At 65.6% G+C, this 16,003-nt stretch carries 26 protein-coding genes; all 26 read right to left on the minus strand.

Annotated elements, in window-relative coordinates:
* Positions 1-19: 19 nt before the first annotated feature.
* Positions 20-1,390: a preprotein translocase subunit SecY gene (gene secY, locus KOF26_RS11035; RefSeq protein ID WP_216324560.1), complete on the minus strand. Its 1,371-nt coding sequence runs from the start codon at positions 1,388-1,390 to the stop codon at positions 20-22.
* A 119-nt stretch (positions 1,391-1,509) separates the two neighbouring features.
* On the minus strand, positions 1,510-2,034 hold the full coding sequence (gene rplO, locus KOF26_RS11040) for a 50S ribosomal protein L15 (protein WP_216324563.1): 525 nt from the start codon (positions 2,032-2,034) through the stop codon (positions 1,510-1,512).
* A gap of 175 nt (positions 2,035-2,209) precedes the next feature.
* Positions 2,210-2,386, minus strand: coding sequence for a 50S ribosomal protein L30 (gene rpmD / locus KOF26_RS11045; protein ID WP_216324566.1), 177 nt, complete (start codon positions 2,384-2,386; stop codon positions 2,210-2,212).
* Positions 2,387-2,392: 6 nt separating this feature from the next.
* Positions 2,393-3,115, minus strand: a complete 723-nt coding sequence (gene rpsE / locus KOF26_RS11050; protein WP_253201351.1) for a 30S ribosomal protein S5 — start codon at positions 3,113-3,115, stop codon at positions 2,393-2,395.
* A 3-nt stretch (positions 3,116-3,118) separates the two neighbouring features.
* On the minus strand, positions 3,119-3,475 hold the full coding sequence (rplR, locus tag KOF26_RS11055) for a 50S ribosomal protein L18 (RefSeq protein ID WP_216324569.1): 357 nt from the start codon (positions 3,473-3,475) through the stop codon (positions 3,119-3,121).
* Between the two features lies 1 nt (position 3,476).
* The gene (gene rplF, locus KOF26_RS11060; protein WP_216324571.1) at positions 3,477-4,010 is read right to left on the minus strand and encodes a 50S ribosomal protein L6; all 534 of its coding nucleotides are present in this window, start codon (positions 4,008-4,010) and stop codon (positions 3,477-3,479) included.
* Positions 4,010-4,402 carry a 30S ribosomal protein S8 gene (gene rpsH, locus KOF26_RS11065; protein WP_216324573.1) on the minus strand — a complete coding sequence of 131 codons (393 nt, stop codon included), beginning with the start codon at positions 4,400-4,402 and terminating at the stop codon, positions 4,010-4,012. Before rpsH ends, rplF begins: the two co-directional genes overlap by 1 nt.
* A 10-nt stretch (positions 4,403-4,412) precedes the next feature.
* Positions 4,413-4,718 (minus strand): 30S ribosomal protein S14, encoded by a 306-nt coding sequence (gene rpsN / locus KOF26_RS11070; protein WP_216324575.1) that lies wholly within the window; start codon positions 4,716-4,718, stop codon positions 4,413-4,415.
* Between the two features lie 24 nt (positions 4,719-4,742).
* On the minus strand, positions 4,743-5,321 hold the full coding sequence (rplE, locus tag KOF26_RS11075) for a 50S ribosomal protein L5 (protein ID WP_216324577.1): 579 nt from the start codon (positions 5,319-5,321) through the stop codon (positions 4,743-4,745).
* Positions 5,314-5,631 (minus strand): 50S ribosomal protein L24, encoded by a 318-nt coding sequence (rplX, locus tag KOF26_RS11080; protein ID WP_216324579.1) that lies wholly within the window; start codon positions 5,629-5,631, stop codon positions 5,314-5,316. Before rplX ends, rplE begins: the two co-directional genes overlap by 8 nt.
* A complete protein-coding gene (rplN, locus tag KOF26_RS11085; protein WP_216324581.1) occupies positions 5,631-5,999 on the minus strand; it encodes a 50S ribosomal protein L14 in 369 nt (122 codons plus the stop codon). The genes rplX and rplN overlap by 1 nt, the downstream gene beginning before the upstream one ends.
* 16 nt (positions 6,000-6,015) lie before the next feature.
* Complete coding sequence (gene rpsQ, locus KOF26_RS11090; RefSeq protein WP_216324583.1) at positions 6,016-6,285, minus strand: 30S ribosomal protein S17; 270 nt, start codon at positions 6,283-6,285, stop codon at positions 6,016-6,018.
* Between the two features lie 12 nt (positions 6,286-6,297).
* Positions 6,298-6,504, minus strand: a complete 207-nt coding sequence (rpmC, locus tag KOF26_RS11095; RefSeq protein ID WP_216324587.1) for a 50S ribosomal protein L29 — start codon at positions 6,502-6,504, stop codon at positions 6,298-6,300.
* A gap of 5 nt (positions 6,505-6,509) precedes the next feature.
* Complete coding sequence (gene rplP / locus KOF26_RS11100) at positions 6,510-6,944, minus strand: 50S ribosomal protein L16 (protein WP_216324590.1); 435 nt, start codon at positions 6,942-6,944, stop codon at positions 6,510-6,512.
* Between the two features lie 16 nt (positions 6,945-6,960).
* Complete coding sequence (gene rpsC, locus KOF26_RS11105) at positions 6,961-7,656, minus strand: 30S ribosomal protein S3 (protein ID WP_216324593.1); 696 nt, start codon at positions 7,654-7,656, stop codon at positions 6,961-6,963.
* Positions 7,657-7,658: 2 nt separating this feature from the next.
* Positions 7,659-8,039, minus strand: coding sequence for a 50S ribosomal protein L22 (gene rplV / locus KOF26_RS11110; protein WP_216324596.1), 381 nt, complete (start codon positions 8,037-8,039; stop codon positions 7,659-7,661).
* Positions 8,039-8,314, minus strand: a complete 276-nt coding sequence (gene rpsS, locus KOF26_RS11115) for a 30S ribosomal protein S19 (protein WP_216324599.1) — start codon at positions 8,312-8,314, stop codon at positions 8,039-8,041. Before rpsS ends, rplV begins: the two co-directional genes overlap by 1 nt.
* Before the next feature lie 3 nt (positions 8,315-8,317).
* Positions 8,318-9,154: a 50S ribosomal protein L2 gene (gene rplB, locus KOF26_RS11120; RefSeq protein ID WP_216324602.1), complete on the minus strand. Its 837-nt coding sequence runs from the start codon at positions 9,152-9,154 to the stop codon at positions 8,318-8,320.
* A 4-nt stretch (positions 9,155-9,158) separates the two neighbouring features.
* The gene (locus tag KOF26_RS11125; protein ID WP_216324605.1) at positions 9,159-9,473 is read right to left on the minus strand and encodes a 50S ribosomal protein L23; all 315 of its coding nucleotides are present in this window, start codon (positions 9,471-9,473) and stop codon (positions 9,159-9,161) included.
* Positions 9,466-10,092: a 50S ribosomal protein L4 gene (rplD, locus tag KOF26_RS11130; protein ID WP_216324608.1), complete on the minus strand. Its 627-nt coding sequence runs from the start codon at positions 10,090-10,092 to the stop codon at positions 9,466-9,468. Before rplD ends, KOF26_RS11125 begins: the two co-directional genes overlap by 8 nt.
* A gap of 2 nt (positions 10,093-10,094) precedes the next feature.
* Positions 10,095-10,838 (minus strand): 50S ribosomal protein L3, encoded by a 744-nt coding sequence (rplC, locus tag KOF26_RS11135; protein ID WP_216324611.1) that lies wholly within the window; start codon positions 10,836-10,838, stop codon positions 10,095-10,097.
* Between the two features lie 266 nt (positions 10,839-11,104).
* Positions 11,105-11,413 carry a 30S ribosomal protein S10 gene (gene rpsJ, locus KOF26_RS11140; protein WP_216324614.1) on the minus strand — a complete coding sequence of 103 codons (309 nt, stop codon included), beginning with the start codon at positions 11,411-11,413 and terminating at the stop codon, positions 11,105-11,107.
* 96 nt (positions 11,414-11,509) lie between these two features.
* Entirely contained in the window at positions 11,510-12,700 is a 1,191-nt protein-coding gene (gene tuf, locus KOF26_RS11145; RefSeq protein WP_216324617.1) for an elongation factor Tu, read from the minus strand.
* Positions 12,701-12,779: 79 nt separating this feature from the next.
* Positions 12,780-14,873 (minus strand): elongation factor G, encoded by a 2,094-nt coding sequence (fusA, locus tag KOF26_RS11150; RefSeq protein ID WP_216324620.1) that lies wholly within the window; start codon positions 14,871-14,873, stop codon positions 12,780-12,782.
* 92 nt (positions 14,874-14,965) lie between these two features.
* Positions 14,966-15,436 (minus strand): 30S ribosomal protein S7, encoded by a 471-nt coding sequence (gene rpsG, locus KOF26_RS11155; RefSeq protein WP_216324623.1) that lies wholly within the window; start codon positions 15,434-15,436, stop codon positions 14,966-14,968.
* Positions 15,437-15,483: 47 nt separating this feature from the next.
* Positions 15,484-15,855 carry a 30S ribosomal protein S12 gene (rpsL, locus tag KOF26_RS11160; protein ID WP_216324627.1) on the minus strand — a complete coding sequence of 124 codons (372 nt, stop codon included), beginning with the start codon at positions 15,853-15,855 and terminating at the stop codon, positions 15,484-15,486.
* Positions 15,856-16,003: the final 148 nt, after the last annotated feature.

Genomic DNA, 16,003 nt, shown 5'->3' on the forward strand with positions numbered 1-16,003 from the left:
TCGCGAGCCGGCGCTGCCCTTAGCGCCGGATCGCGCCGCCCTTCAGCTTCGCCTTCTTGATGAGATCGCCATATTGATGGGCGAGCAAGTGGCTCTGGATCTGGGTGACCGTATCCATCGTCACGTTGACCACGATCAGCAGGCTGGTGCCACCCAGATAGAAGGGGATGCCGAGGCGCGAGATCAGGAATTCCGGCACCAGGCAGATCACCGTCAGATAGGCGGCGCCGAGCACTGTGATGCGGGTCAGCACATAATCGAGATAGGTCTCGGTGTTCTTGCCCGGCCGGATGCCCGGGATGAAGCCGCCATATTTCTTCAGATTCTCCGCCGTCTCCTCCGGATTGAAGATCACGGCGGTGTAGAAGAAGCAGAAGAAGATGATGCCGCCGGCATAGAGCGCCATGTAGAGCGGCGAGCCGTGCTGGAGCAAAGTCGTCACGGTGATGATGAAATCACCCCAGCGGCTCTCGCCGGCGACGCGCTGGCCGGCGAATTGCACCAGCGTAAGCGGCATCAGCAGCAGCGACGAGGCGAAGATCGGCGGAATCACGCCGGCGGTGTTGATCTTCAGCGGCAGATGGCTCTTGTCCGCCTGCATCAAACCCCGCGCCGTCTGGCGCTTGGGATATTGGATCAGCACGCGCCGCTGCGCGCGCTCCATGAAGCAGATGAAGCCGATCAGGCCGAGCACCAGTACCACCATGCCGATGATCGCCACCGGCGACATCGACCCGGTGCGCCCGCCCTCGAACAGGTTGGCAAGCGCCACCGGCAGATGGGCGACGATGCCGGCCATGATGATCAGCGACACGCCGTTGCCGATGCCGCGGCTGGTGATCTGCTCGCCCAGCCACATCAGGAACATGGTGCCGCCGATCAGCGTGATCACGGTGGTGACGCGGAACACGAGACCCGGCTCGACCACCGCCGACATGCCCTGCGCCGCGCCCCAGCTCTCGAGGCCGACGGCGATGAACCATCCCTGGATCGCCGTCAGCAGCACCGTGCCGTAGCGGGTGTATTGGTTCAGCTTCTTGCGGCCGCTCTCACCTTCCTTCTTGATGGCGGCGAGCTGCGGGCTCAGCGAGCTCGCCAGCTGCACCACGATCGAGGCGGTGATGTAGGGCATCACGCCGAGCGCGATGAGGCTCATCCGCTCCAGGCTGCCGCCAGAGAAGGTGTTGAAGAAATCGAGCACGCCACCCTGGGTGGTGGCGAAAAGCGTGGCCATGGCGCGCGGGTCGATGCCCGGCAGCGGCACGAAGCTGAGCAGCCGGAACACGATCAGCGCGCCGAGCGTGAACCACAGCCGTTTCTTGAGGTCGGTCGCCTGCGAAAACTTCGCAAAGCTGAGATTGGCGGCCATCTGGTCGGCGGCGGATGCCATGATGCGTGTCAGTCCCGAAAAGCGAAAACGGCGGAGCGCCCGTTGGCCCCCCGCCGCTTCATATAGTCTGCCAATCCCGCTTGTCTAAGGCGTGATGCGGCCAAGCGACGGGAAAGGCCTCAACCGGCCTTCTTCGCGTCGCGCTTGCTGTTCTTCTTGGCAGCGGCCTTCTCGGCGGCAGGAACCACCTCGATGACCTCGACCGAGCCGCCAGCGGCCTCGATCGCCGCCCTGGCAGCGGCGCTGGCACCGGCCACGCGCAGCGACAGCTTCGACGAGATCGCGCCCTTGGCGAGCAGGCGCACGCCATGCTTGCCGCCGCGGGCGACGCCCGCCGCCTTCAGCGCGGCATGATCGACGACGCCATCGGTCGCGAGCGTGCCGGCCTCGATCAGCTTCTGCAGCTGGCCCAGATTCACCTCGGCATAATCCTTGGCGAAGGGGTTGTTGAAGCCACGCTTCGGCAGCCGCATGTGGAGCGGCATCTGACCGCCCTCGAAGCCCTTGATGGACACGCCTTCGCGGCTCTTCTGGCCCTTCTGGCCTCGGCCGGCAGTCTTGCCCAGGCCGGAGCCGATGCCGCGGCCGACGCGGACGCGATCCTTGCGGGCGCCCTTGTTGTCGGTGATTTCGTTGAGCTTCATGTCTGCACTCGCTTTCGCTTTTGTCGCGCTGGATGGGGTGTAGCGATCAACAGACCGCGCCGCCCCAGCCCAATTCCGTCCGCCCTGAAGGAGAGGCCGGGCCTGTCTCAGTTTCCTGTCGACAAGCTCGATGCCTACTCAGGGCGAACGGAGTAGGCACAGAAGGGGGAAGGGCTCAGCCCTCGACCTTCACCATATGCTGCACCTTGCGGATCATGCCGCGAACCTCGGGGCTATCCTCGAGCTCACGGCTGCGGTGCATCTTGTTGAGGCCGAGACCGATCAGCGTCGCACGCTGGTCCTTGGTCCGCCGGATCGGCGAGCCGGTCTGGGTCAGCTTGATCTTCGCCATGGCGAATTACTCCGTGATCGCTTCGGCTTCGGCCGCCGCTTCCGCGCGGGAGGCGTGGCCGGCATTGCCGAGCAGATCCGCGATCTTCTTGCCGCGACGCTGGGCGACCGACTTCGGCGAAGTCTGGTCGGTGAGCGCGGCGAAGGTGGCGCGGATCATGTTGTAGGGGTTGTTGGTGCCGACCGACTTGGTCACCACGTCATGCACGCCCAGGCTCTCGAAGATGGCGCGCATCGGGCCACCCGCGATGATGCCGGTACCGGCCGGGGCCGAGCGCATATAGACGCGGCCCGCGCCGAAATGGCCCATGCCGTCATGATGCAGCGTACGGCCTTCCTTCAGCGGCACGCGCACCATCGCCTTCTTGGCGGACGCGGTGGCCTTGGAGATCGCCTCCGGCACCTCACGCGCCTTGCCATGGCCGAAGCCGACGCGGCCCTTGCCGTCGCCCACGACGACCAGCGCCGCGAAGCCGAAGCGCTTGCCGCCCTTCACCGTCTTGGAGACGCGATTGATGTGGACGAGCTTTTCGACCAGCTCCTCGCCGGCATCCTCGTTGCGGCGATCGTCGCGACGGCCACGGCCGTCACGGCGACCATCACGGCCACCGCGATCGCCGCCGGGGCCGCCACGGCCACGGCCGCCACGACCACGACCACCCTCGCGGGGGGCCTCGGGCGCGCTCTCGGTGCTGGCGACGGCCGCCTGGTTCTCGATTTCGTCAGCCATGCTTTAGAACTCCAGCCCGCCCTCGCGGGCGGCATCGGCCAGCGCCTTGACGCGACCATGGAACAGGAAGCCACCGCGATCGAACACGACGGCGCTCACGCCGGCAGCGACGGCGCGCTCGGCGAGACGCTTGCCGACGCCGCTCGCGGCATCGAGGTTGGCGCCGCTCACGCTACGCGCATCCTTCTCCAGCGAGGAGGCGGAGGCGACGGTACGGCCCGCCGCATCGTCGATGATCTGGGCGTAGATGTGCCGGCCGGAGCGATGCACCGACAGGCGCGGACGACCGCCCGCACGGGCGCGCAGCGCGGTCCGCACGCGGCGGCGGCGCTTGTCGAAGAGGGAGAGATGCTTGGCCATCTTACTTCTTCTTCCCTTCCTTGCGGAAGATGAACTCGCCCGCATACTTGATGCCCTTGCCCTTATAGGGCTCCGGCTTGCGCCAGCGGCGGATCTCGGCGGCGACCTGGCCGACCTTCTGGCGATCCGACCCGGAAATCTGGATCGTCACCTGATCCGGCGTCGCGATCGTGATCCCCTCGGGGATCGTGAAATCGACGTCGTGGCTGTAGCCGAGCTGCAGCTTCAGGTTCTTGCCCTGCACGGCGGCGCGGTAGCCGACGCCGGTGATCTGGAGGGTCTTGGAAAAGCCCTCGGTCACGCCGGTCATCAGGTTCTGCACCAGCGTGCGCTGCATGCCCCAGAAGGAGCGTGCGCGCTTGGTCTCGTTGGCCGGCTGCACCGTGATGCTGCCGTCCTCGACCGAATAGCTCACCTCGTCGGCGAGGGGCATGGACAGGGTGCCCTTGGGCCCCTTCACCGACAGCGTGCCGTCGGCGATGTTCGCCGTGACGCCGGCCGGAATGGCGACCGGTTTCTTGCCGATGCGGCTCATCAGAAGACCTCCGCGAGAACCTCGCCGCCGACATTCTGGTCGCGCGCTTCCGCGTCGGACAGAACACCACGGGGCGTGGAGACGATGGTGATGCCGAGGCCGTTGCGCACGCGCGGCAGGTCCTTCGACGCGGAATAGACGCGGCGGCCCGGCTTGGAGACGCGCGCGACGTGCTGGATCGCGGGCTGGCCCTCGAAATACTTCAGCTCGATGCGGATGCCGGGATGGTCACCCAGCGCCTCTTCGGAATAGCCGCGGATATAGCCCTCGCGCTGGAGCACGTCGAGCACGCGGACGCGCAGCTTCGACGCCGGCGACAGGACCGAGTCCTTGCGCGCGCGCTGGCCGTTGCGGATGCGGGTGAGCATGTCACCGATGGGGTCGTTGATCATCTGTCAGCCCTTACCAGCTCGACTTGGTGACGCCGGGGATCATGCCCTTGTTGGCAAGATCGCGCAGCATCACGCGGGCGAGACGGAACTTGCGGTAATAGCCGCGCGGACGGCCCGTCACTTCGCAGCGATTGCGAATGCGGGTCGGGTTTGCGTTACGCGGCAGCTCGGCCATCTTGAGGCGGGCGATCAGGCGCTCCGTCTCGTCGAGGCTCTGATCGGCCGCCTGGGCCTTCAGCTTCGCGTACTTGCCCGCATATTGCTTCACCAGCTTCTTGCGGCGCTCGTTCTTGTTGATCGAACTCAGTTTCGCCATGGACTTAAGCTCTCTTTCCTTGCCTCACGCGGCCTGCTTCTGGTCAGCCTGGGGCTGCGGGAACGGGAAACCGAACAGGCGGAGAAGCTCGCGAGCCTCCTCGTCCGTGTTGGCGGTGGTGGTGACGATGACGTCCATGCCGCGAATGCGGTCGACCTTGTCATAGCTGATCTCCGGGAAGATCAGCTGCTCCTTGAGGCCGGTGGCATAATTGCCGCGGCCGTCGAACGACTTGTCGGAGAGGCCACGGAAGTCGCGGACACGCGGCAGCGCGATCGTCACGAAACGGTCGAGGAACTCGTACATCCGCTCGCGGCGCAGCGTGACCTTGCAGCCGATCGGCATGCCCTCGCGCAGCTTGAACTGCGCGATCGACTTCTTCGCCTTGGTGATCACTGGCTTCTGACCGGCGATCAGCTCCATCTCGGCGGCCGCCTGATCGACGCGCTTCTTGTCCTGGGTGGCGTCGCCGACACCCATGTTGAGCACGATCTTGTCGATCTTCGGCACCTGCAGCGCGTGCGTGTAGCCGAACTTCTCGGTCATCGCCTTGATGATCGTGTCTTCATACTGCTTCTGGAGACGAGGCTTGTAATCAGCCATCGATCTTCTCCCCGGTCTTGACGGCGACACGGACTTTCTTGCCGTCCTGGGTCTCGAAGCGGACGCGCGACGGCTTGCCGTCCTTGGTCGCGATGGCGACCTTGGAGACATGCATCGGCGCCTCGCGGCGCTCCAGGCCACCCTGCGGGTTGACCTGGGTCGGCTTGCGGTGACGGGTGGCGATGTTCACGCCGGCCACGACCACCTTGCCCTCCTTGGGAAGGGCCTGGGTGACTTCGCCCGTCTTGCCCTTGTCCTTGCCGGACAGGACGACGACGCGGTCACCCTTCTTGATCTTCAACGCGCTCATCACAGCACCTCAGGGGCGAGCGAGATGATCTTCATATGGCCCTTGCCGCGCAGCTCGCGGACCACCGGGCCGAAGATACGGGTGCCGATCGGCTCCTCGTTCTTGTTGACGAGGACGGCGGCGTTGCCATCGAAGCGGATGGTCGAACCATCGGCGCGATGGATGTCCTTGGCGGTGCGGACGATGACGGCGCGATGCACGTCACCCTTCTTCACCTTGCCGCGCGGCGCCGCTTCCTTGATCGACACGACGATGATGTCGCCGACCGTCGCGAAACGACGCTTCGAGCCGCCGAGCACCTTGATGCACTGGACGCGCTTGGCGCCCGAGTTATCGGCAACCTCGAGGTTGGACTGCATCTGGATCATGGTTCAGTCCTCCTCTTCAGGCGATGCTCTCGGCGGCGGCCACCGGAGCGGCCCCCACGCGATCGATCACGCGCCACGTCTTCAGCTTCGAAATCGGGGCGCATTCCTCGATCCGAACGGTCTCGCCCGTGTGATAGGCATTGGCCTCATCATGGGCGTGATACTTCTTCGACCGCTTGATGATCTTGCCGTAGAGCGGGTGCTTCACCCGCCGCTCCACGGAGACCACTACGGTCTTGTCGGTCTTGTCGGAGACCACCGTTCCCGTCAGCACGCGCTTCGGCATGGCTGGTCCTCCTTACTGGCCAGAAGCAGCACGGGCGCGCTGCGTCTGGAGCGTCTTGATCTGCGCGATGGTGCGACGGACCTCACGCACCCGGCTCGGCTTTTCGAGCTGGTTGGTGGCCGCCTGGAAGCGCAGGTTGAACTGCTCCCGCTTCAGCTCGCCGAGCTGGGATTGGAGCTGGTCGTCGGTCTGACCGGTCAGGTCCGCGATCTTCGCCATCTTACTTATTCCCCACCGAGGTGGCTGGTGTCGCCGAGACGGGCGACGACCTTGGTCTTGATCGGCAGCTTCTCGGCCGCGCGGCTGAACGCCTCCGCGGCGAGCGGGCCGGCGACGCCTTCCAGCTCGAAGATGATGCGGCCGGGCTTCACGCGGGCCACCCAGAACTCCGGCGCGCCCTTGCCCGAGCCCATGCGGACTTCGGCGGGCTTGGAGGAGACCGGCACGTCCGGGAAAATGCGGATGTGCAGGCGGCCCTGGCGCTTGATGTGACGGGTGATCGCGCGGCGGGCCGCCTCGATCTGGCGGGCGGTGATCCGCTCCGGCTCCATGGCCTTCAGGCCATAGGAACCCTGGTTGAGCGTGGTGCCACCCTTGGCATCGCCATGGATGCGGCCCTTGAAGGCCTTGCGGAACTTGGTGCGCTTCGGTTGCAGCATTGTCCTACCCTATCCCTCAGCGCGCCGGGCGAACGCCCGAGGTCTGCGCCTCGAGCATCAGCCGGTCCTGGGCGAGCGGGTCGTGACCCAGGATCTCACCCTTGAAGATCCACACCTTCACGCCGCACACGCCATAGGCGGTGTGTGCCTCGGCCTCGGCATAATCGACGTTGGCGCGCAGCGTGTGCAGCGGCACCCGGCCCTCGCGATACCATTCGGTGCGCGCGATCTCCGCGCCGCCGAGACGGCCGGCGCAGGTGATGCGGATGCCCTCGGCGCCGAGACGCAGCGCCGACTGCACGGCGCGCTTCATCGCGCGGCGGAAGGCCACGCGGCGCTCGAGCTGATCGGCGACCGACTGGGCGACGAGGCGCGAGTCGATCTCCGGCTTGCGGATCTCGACGATGTTCAGCGACACGTCGGACGAGGTCATCGCGCCGAGGACCTTGCGCAGCTTCTCGATGTCCGCGCCCTTCTTGCCGATGATCACGCCGGGGCGCGCGGCATAGATGGAGATGCGGCACAGCTTGGCCGGACGCTCGATCACCACCTTGGAGATCGCCGCCTGCGGCAGCGACTTCATGATGTGCTTGCGGATCTTCAGATCCTCAAGAAGCAGGCGGCCGTAATCGGCGCCGTCGGCGTACCAGCGGCTGTCCCAGGTCCGGTTGATCTGGAGCCGCATGCCGATGGGATTGGATTTCTGACCCATGATTACTCTCCCGCCTCGACCTCGCGCACGACGATGCGCAGGCGGCTGAACGGCTTCACGATACGGCTGGAACGGCCACGGGCGCGGGAAGCGAAACGCTTCATCACCAGACCCTTGCCGACCGACGCTTCCTTCACGACGAGCGCATCCACATCGAGATTGTGGTTGTTCTCGGCGTTCGCGATCGCCGACGCCAGGCACTTGCGCACGTCGACGGCCATCGCCTTCGTCGAGAAGGAGAGGATGTTCATCGCCTCGCCCGCCTTCTTGTTGCGGATGAGGCCGGCGACGAGGTTCAGCTTGTAGGGCGAACCGCGCACCGAGGTGGCGAGCGCAAGGGCTTCCTTGTCGCCCACCTTGCGGGGGGATGCAGGCTTGGACATCAGCGCTTGCCCTTCTTGTCGGCGGCGTGGCCGGGGAAGGTGCGCGTCGGCGCAAATTCACCCAGCTTGTGGCCGACCATATCCTCGTTGACCGACACCGGCACGAACTTGCGGCCGTTGTAGACGTTGAACGTCAGGCCGACGAACTGCGGCAGGATCGTGGAGCGACGCGACCAGGTCTTGATCGGAGCACGCGCTCCGCCATCCTGTGCGGTCTCCGCCTTGCGGAGCAGGCTCAGCTCCACGAACGGACCTTTCCAGACGGACCGGGCCATCGCTTACCTCTTCTTCTTCGCGTGACGCGAACGGATGATCATCTTGTCCGTCGCCTTGTTGTGACGGGTGCGCGCACCCTTCGTCGGCTTGCCCCACGGGGTGACCGGATGACGGCCGCCCGAGGTCCGGCCTTCACCACCGCCGTGCGGGTGATCGACCGGGTTCTTGGCGACGCCGCGGGTCAGCGGACGATGGCCCAGCCAGCGATTGCGGCCGGCCTTCGCCAGGTTCTGGTTGGCGTTGTCCGGGTTGGACACGGCACCGACGGTGCACATGCAATCCGAGCGGATGTAACGCTGCTCGCCCGAGTTCAGGCGAACCATCACCATGCCCTTGTCGCGGCCGACGATCTGCACATAGGTGCCCGCCGCCCGAGCGATCTGGCCGCCCTTGCCCGGCTTCATCTCCACATTGTGGACGATGGTGCCGACCGGGGCCTGGCCGATCTCCATGGCGTTGCCCGGCTTGGTGTCCGTGCGCTTGGCGGCCACGATCTGGTCGCCGGCGGCAAGCCGCTGCGGCGCCAGGATATAGGCCAGCTCGCCATCCTCATACTTCACCAGCGCGATGAAGGCGGAGCGATTGGGATCATATTCGAGACGCTCGACGGTGGCCGGCATGTCCCACTTGCGACGCTTGAAGTCGACGAAGCGGTACTTCTGCTTGTGGCCGCCGGCGATGCCGCGAGCGGTGGCGTGGCCCTGGTTGTTGCGGCCACCGGACTTGCGCTTGCCTTCGACCAGCGCCTTGACCGGCTTGCCCTTCCAGAGCGACGACTTGTCGACGAGGATCAGGCCGCGGCGGGCCGGGCTCGTCGGGTTATAATGCTTGAGCGCCATGGCGTCAGATTCCCGTCGTCACGTCGATGGACTGGCCGTCCGCCAGCGTCACGACCGCCTTCTTGAAGTCCGAACGCTGATAGGGGGCACCCTTCCAGCGCTTGGTCTTGCCCTTCTGCACGATGGTGTTCACGCCCGTCACCGTGACGTTGAACAGCGCTTCGACCGCCGCCTTGATCTCCGGCTTCGAAGCATCCTTGGCGACGCGGAACACGACCGCGTTATGCTCGGACACCATCGTCGACTTCTCGGTGATGTGCGGGGCCAGCACCACGTCGTAATGACGGATGTCGGCGGCACCGCTCTGCTTCTTAGCCATTGAAGCGCGCCTCCAGCTTCTCGATCGCGGCGCGCGTCAGCACCAGCGTGTCATGCTTCAGGATGTCGTACACATTGGCGCCGACCGCAGGCATGAGGTTGACCCCCGGCAGGTTGCCGCTGGCCAGCGCGAAGCTGACGTTCAGCGCGTCGCCGTCGATCACCAGTGCCTTGCCGCCAATGCCGAGACCGGCGAACCGCTCGGCCAGCGCCTTGGTCTTGCCGGCTTCCACGTCGAGCGCGGAAAGCACGATCAGGCTGCCGTCCTTGGCCTTCGCCGAGAGCGCCATCTTCAGACCCAGCGCGCGAACCTTCTTGTTCAGCGACGGGTTGAAATCGCGGACGCGGGCGCCGTGGGCCTTACCACCGCCGACGAAGACGGGGGCGCGGCGATCGCCGTGACGGGCCACGCCGCCGCCCTTCTGGCGGCCGAGCTTCTTGCCCGAGCGCGCGACATCGGAACGCTCGCGGGTACCGCGAGCGGTGCCGCGGCGCTTCTCGAGCTGCCACGTGACGACACGGTGCAGGATGTCGGCGCGCGGCTCGATGCCGAACACCTCGTCGTTGAGCTCGATGTCGCCGGCGGAGCTGGCGTCGAGGTTCTTGACCTGAACCTTCATGATCAGCCCTCCTGGCCGTCGGTCGCGGGCGCCTCGGCCGGAGCCTCGGTCGCCGCGGTGTTGGTGGAAGCGGCAACGCGCAGGCCGGCCGGCTTCGGCGCATCGGCATGGAGCGCGACCTTCACCGCGTCCTTGACGAGCAGCCAGGTGCCCTTGTGGCCGGGGACCGAGCCCTTCACGAACAGCAGGCCGCGATCGGCGTCGGTGCGCACGATCTCGAGATTCTGCTGGGTGCGCTGGCGGTCGCCCATGTGGCCGGCCATCTTCTTGTTCTTGAAGACGCGGCCCGGATCCTGGCGGTTGCCGGTCGAACCATGCGAGCGGTGCGACACGGACACGCCGTGGGTGGCGCGCAGACCGCCGAAGCCCCAACGCTTCATGGCGCCGGCGAAGCCCTTGCCCTGGGTATGGCCCGAGATATCGACGAGCTGGCCCGGCACGAAATGATCGGCCGAAATCTCGGCGCCGACATCGAGGAGATTATCCTCGCTGACGCGGAATTCGGCGACATAGGCCTTGGGCTCCACCTCGGCCTTGCCGAAATGGCCGCGCTGCGGCTTGGCGATGTTCTTCGCCTTGGCAGTGCCCGCGCCGAGCTGGACGGCGACGTAACCGTCGTTCGCCACTTCCTTGCGCGCCACAACCTGAACATTGTCGAGCTGCAGGACGGTTACGGGCACATGGCGCCCGTCGTCCTGAAACAGCCGGGTCATCCCCATCTTCTTCGCGATCACGCCTGTGCGCATCGCCAACTCCTCTAACAGAGGCTCCCGCAGACCGCGGGAGCGTGCCAACGAAAAAGGCCCCGGTCTCCCGAAGCCTCCAGCCCAATGAATATGACAGCCCCCGCCTGGGCTTGGTTATCCGCATCGCTGCGAATGGCGGGGACTCGGGCACCAGCACGAAACTGGTCGGTATCCCTGTCACTCCCGTCTCGACCCCGCCGAATTGCGCCGGATGGGGGAAACGAAAAACCGATCAGGCGATTCGCCCGATCGGGTATGCTGGCCTCTTACGCCAGCTTGATCTCAACATCAACACCCGCGGCGAGATCGAGCTTCATCAGAGCGTCGACGGTCTGCGGGGTCGGCTGGACGATATCGAGGAGGCGCTTGTAGGTGCGGACCTCGAACTGCTCGCGCGATTTCTTGTCGATGTGCGGCCCACGGTTGACCGTGAACTTGTCGATGTGCGTCGGCAGCGGAATCGGACCGCGAATGAGCGCGCCGGTACGTCGGGCCGTGTCGGCGATGTCGCCGGTCGCCTGATCGAGCACGCGATGATCGAACGCCTTCAGGCGAATGCGGATGTTCGTGTCCATGTCCCTACCGATGCGAAAGAGCCAGCCCTCATCACGAGGGCAAAATAAAACAAGCGGCCGGCCCCTTACCGGAGCCGGCCGCCCGTTACAAGCAGATTACTTGGTGATCGTGCCGACGACGCCGGCGCCGACCGTACGGCCGCCCTCGCGAATGGCGAAGCGCAGGCCCTGGTCCATGGCGATCGGGGCGATCAGCTTCACGCCGATCGACACGTTGTCGCCGGGCATGACCATCTCGGTGCCCTCGGGCAGCTCAACGGTGCCGGTCACGTCCGTGGTGCGGAAGTAGAACTGCGGACGATAGTTGGCGAAGAATGGCGTGTGACGGCCACCCTCGTCCTTCGACAGCACGTAGACCTCGGCCTTGAACTCGGTGTGCGGCGTGATCGAGCCGGGCTTGGCCAGAACCTGGCCACGCTCCACCTCTTCACGGCCGACGCCGCGGAGCAGCGCGCCGATATTGTCGCCGGCCTGGCCCTGGTCGAGCAGCTTGCGGAACATCTCGACGCCCGTGCACACCGTCTTGCGGGTGTCGCGGATGCCGACGATCTCGAGCTCCTCGCCCACCTTCACGATGCCGGTCTCGACGCGGCCGGTCACGACCGTGCCACGGCCCGAGATCGAGAACACGTCCTCGATCGGCATCAGGAACGCCTTGTCGAGCGGACGCTCCGGCTGCGGGATCCAGGTGTCGACGGCGCGCATCAGTTCGAGCACGGCGTCATGACCGATGACCCCATCCTTGCCCTCGAGCGCGGCGACGGCCGAGCCCTTGACGATCGGAATGTTGTCGCCGTCGAAGTCATACTTGGACAGCAGCTCGCGGATCTCCAGCTCGACGAGCTCGAGGATCTCGGGATCGTCGACCAGATCGACCTTGTTCATGAACACGACGAGCTGCGGCACGCCGACCTGACGGGCGAGCAGGATGTGCTCGCGGGTCTGCGGCATGGGGCCGTCGGTGGCGGACACGACGAGGATCGCGCCGTCCATCTGCGCGGCGCCGGTGATCATGTTCTTCACATAATCGGCGTGGCCCGGGCAATCGACGTGCGCATAGTGGCGGTCGGCGGTCTCATACTCGACGTGCGCGGTCGAGATGGTGATGCCGCGCTCGCGCTCCTCGGGAGCCTTGTCGATGTTGGCATAGTCGACGAACGTCGCGCCGCCGGTCTCGGCCAGCACCTTGGTGATGGCAGCCGTCAGCGACGTCTTGCCGTGATCGACGTGACCGATGGTGCCGATGTTGCAGTGCGGCTTGTTCCGCTCGAACTTAGCTTTCGCCATTTCTTCCTACCTTGCTCTAGCGATTGTCTTCACGGGCTGCGGCCGCGTCGGAGGCAGCGCCCATAGCAGTTTTTTCGGCTTATGCCAGCTTGGCCTTCACCTCGTCGGCGACGTTCTGCGGCACTTCGTCATAGTGCGAGAACTGCATCGTGTACTGCGCGCGGCCCTGGGTGAAGGACCGGAGCTGGTTCACGTAGCCGAACATGTTGGCCAGCGGCACCATCGCCTCGACGACCTGGGCGTTGCCCCGGCTATCGGTGCCCTGGATCTGGCCACGACGGCTGTTCATGTCACCGATGACGTCGCCCAGATAATCCTCCGGGGTGACGACCTCGACCTTCATGATCGGCTCGAGCAGCTTGATGCCGGCCTTCTGGGCCACTTCACGCATCGCGCCGCGGGCGCAGATTTCAAACGCCAGCGCCGACGAGTCGACGTCGTGATAGGCGCCGTCCGTCAGATGCACCGCGAAGTCGATGATCGGGAAGCCGATCAGCGAGCCGGTCTCGGCAGTCTCGCGGAAGCCCTTCTCCACCGACGGGATATACTCGCGCGGGATGTTGCCGCCCTTGACCTCGTCGATGAACTGGAAACCCGAACCGCGCTCGCCGGGGACCACCGTCACCTTCACGCGGCCGAACTGGCCGGAGCCGCCCGACTGCTTCTTGTGGGTGTAATCCACGTCGACCTTCTTCGCGAGATATTCGCGATAGGCCACCTGCGGGGCGCCGACATTGGCCTCGACCTTGAACTCGCGCTTCATGCGATCGACGAGGATCTCGAGGTGGAGCTCGCCCATCCCCTTGATGATCGTCTGGCCCGATTCGTGATCGGTCGAGACGCGGAACGAGGGATCCTCGGCGGCCAGGCGATTGAGGGCGATGCCCATCTTCTCCTGGTCGGCCTTGGTCTTCGGCTCCACGGAAAGCTCGATCACCGGCTCCGGGAACTCCATGCGCTCCAGGATGATCGGCGCGTTCTGCGCGCAGAGCGTGTCGCCGGTGGTGGTCTCCTTGAGCCCGGCCAGCGCGACGATGTCGCCGGCATAAGCCTCGTCGATGTCCTCGCGGCTGTTGGCGTGCATCAGCAGCATGCGGCCGATCTTCTCGCGCTTGTCCTTCACCGAGTTCAGGACCGTGCCCTTCTCCAGCTTGCCGGAGTAGATGCGCGCGAAGGTGAGCGAGCCCACGAAGGGATCGTTCATGATCTTGAAGGCCAGCGCCGACATCGGCGCGGCGTCCTCGGCGGGACGCTCGTCCGGCGTCGTGCCGTCGAGCTTGAGGCCCTGCACCGGCGGAATGTCGAGCGGGCTCGGCAGATAATCGACGACCGCGTCGAGCAGCGCCTGCACGCCCTTGTTCTTGAACGCCGAGCCGCACAGCACCGGCACGAACGAGAAGTTCAGCGTGCCCTTGCGGATCAGGCGCTTCAGCGTCGCGACGTCGGGCTCTTCGCCCTCGAAGAACTTCTCCATCACCGCGTCGTCCTGCTCGACGGCGGCCTCGATCAGCTCCGCGCGGGCCATCTCGGCGGCGTCCTTCAGGTCATCGGGGATGTCCTGATATTCGAACTTCGCGCCGAGCGTCTCCTCGAGCCAGATGATGGCGCGATTGTTGACGAGATCGACCAGGCCCTTGAAGCCGCCCTCGATGCCGATCGGGAGATAGAGAACGAGCGGACGCGCGCCGAGGCGGTCCTTGATCATGCTGACGCAGCGCTCGAAGCTGGCGCCCGTGCGGTCCAGCTTGTTGACGAAGCACATGCGCGGCACCTTGTACTTCTCGGCCTGGCGCCACACCGTCTCGGACTGGGGCTCCACGCCGGCGACGCCGTCGAAGCAGGCGACCGCGCCGTCGAGCACGCGCAATGAGCGCTCCACCTCGATGGTGAAGTCGACGTGGCCCGGGGTGTCGATGATGTTGATGCGATGCTCTTCGCCCTGGCCGTCCTCGGCCCGCCAGAAGCAGGTCGTCGCAGCCGAGGTGATCGTGATCCCGCGCTCCTGCTCCTGCTCCATCCAGTCCATCGTCGCGGTGCCCTCATGGACCTCGCCGATCTTGTAGGACTTGCCGGTGTAATAGAGGATGCGCTCGGTCGTCGTCGTCTTGCCGGCGTCGATGTGCGCCATGATGCCGATGTTGCGATAGCGGTCGAGCGGATGGCTGCGGGCCATGATCTAGTCTCCGATGTCGGGGAGGGCGACCTGCCGGCCGCCCTTTCCCCGACGATATGGGTATGATCCGTGACTCTTTCGAGTCTTGGGTGTTACCAGCGGTAGTGGCTGAAGGCGCGGTTCGCTTCGGCCATGCGATGCGTGTCCTCGCGCTTCTTCACGGCATTGCCGCGATTGTTCGCCGCATCCATCAGCTCGCCGGACAGGCGGGCCGACATGGTGTTCTCGCTGCGCGCCCGGGCGGCGCCGATCAGCCAGCGGATGGCGAGCGCCTGGCTGCGCTCCGCCCGCACCTCGACCGGCACCTGATAGGTGGCGCCGCCGACACGGCGCGAGCGCACCTCGATGCCCGGACGGACATTGTTCAGCGCATCGTGGAACACCTGCAGCGGGTCGCGCTTGGCGCGCGTCTCGACGGTGTCGAGCGCCGAATAGACGATGTTCTCGGCGACGGCCTTCTTGCCGTCCAGCATCACGGAATTCATGAACTTGGAGAGCACGACATCGCCGAACTTCGGGTCCGGCAGGATCTCGCGCTTCTCGGGGCGACGACGACGGGACATATTCGATTCCTTCTGACTTCAGCCGGTTGGCCGCATGCGCGGCCGGCTTACTTCGGACGCTTGGCGCCGTACTTGGAGCGGGACTGCTTGCGGTCCTTGACACCCTGGGTGTCGAGCACGCCGCGCAGCACGTGGTAGCGGACACCCGGAAGATCGCGAACGCGACCGCCGCGGATCAGCACCACGGAGTGCTCCTGGAGGTTGTGGCCCTCGCCCGGGATGTAGCTGATGACTTCGCGGCTGTTGGTCAGGCGGACCTTGGCAACCTTGCGAAGCGCCGAGTTCGGCTTCTTCGGCGTCGTGGTGTAGACGCGCGTGCACACACCCCGCTTCTGCGGGTTCTTTTCCATCGCAGGCACCTTGGACTTGGTGATCTGCGGTTCGCGGCCCTTGCGGACCAGCTGGTTGATCGTCGGCATTGAAACCCTTCACCTAAGTTACTTTGACGTTGCGCCACGAATGTTCCCCGCCCCATGGGAGCGGAAAGCACGAAAGCCCTGGCGACCCTGATGGGCCCGCCCGAGCCTCACGCAACGGCAATGTTCAAGCGTGTGTCCCGATCGCGGC

The organism is Sphingomonas quercus, from assembly GCF_018863195.1.
GTDB lineage: Bacteria > Pseudomonadota > Alphaproteobacteria > Sphingomonadales > Sphingomonadaceae > Solisphingomonas > Solisphingomonas quercus.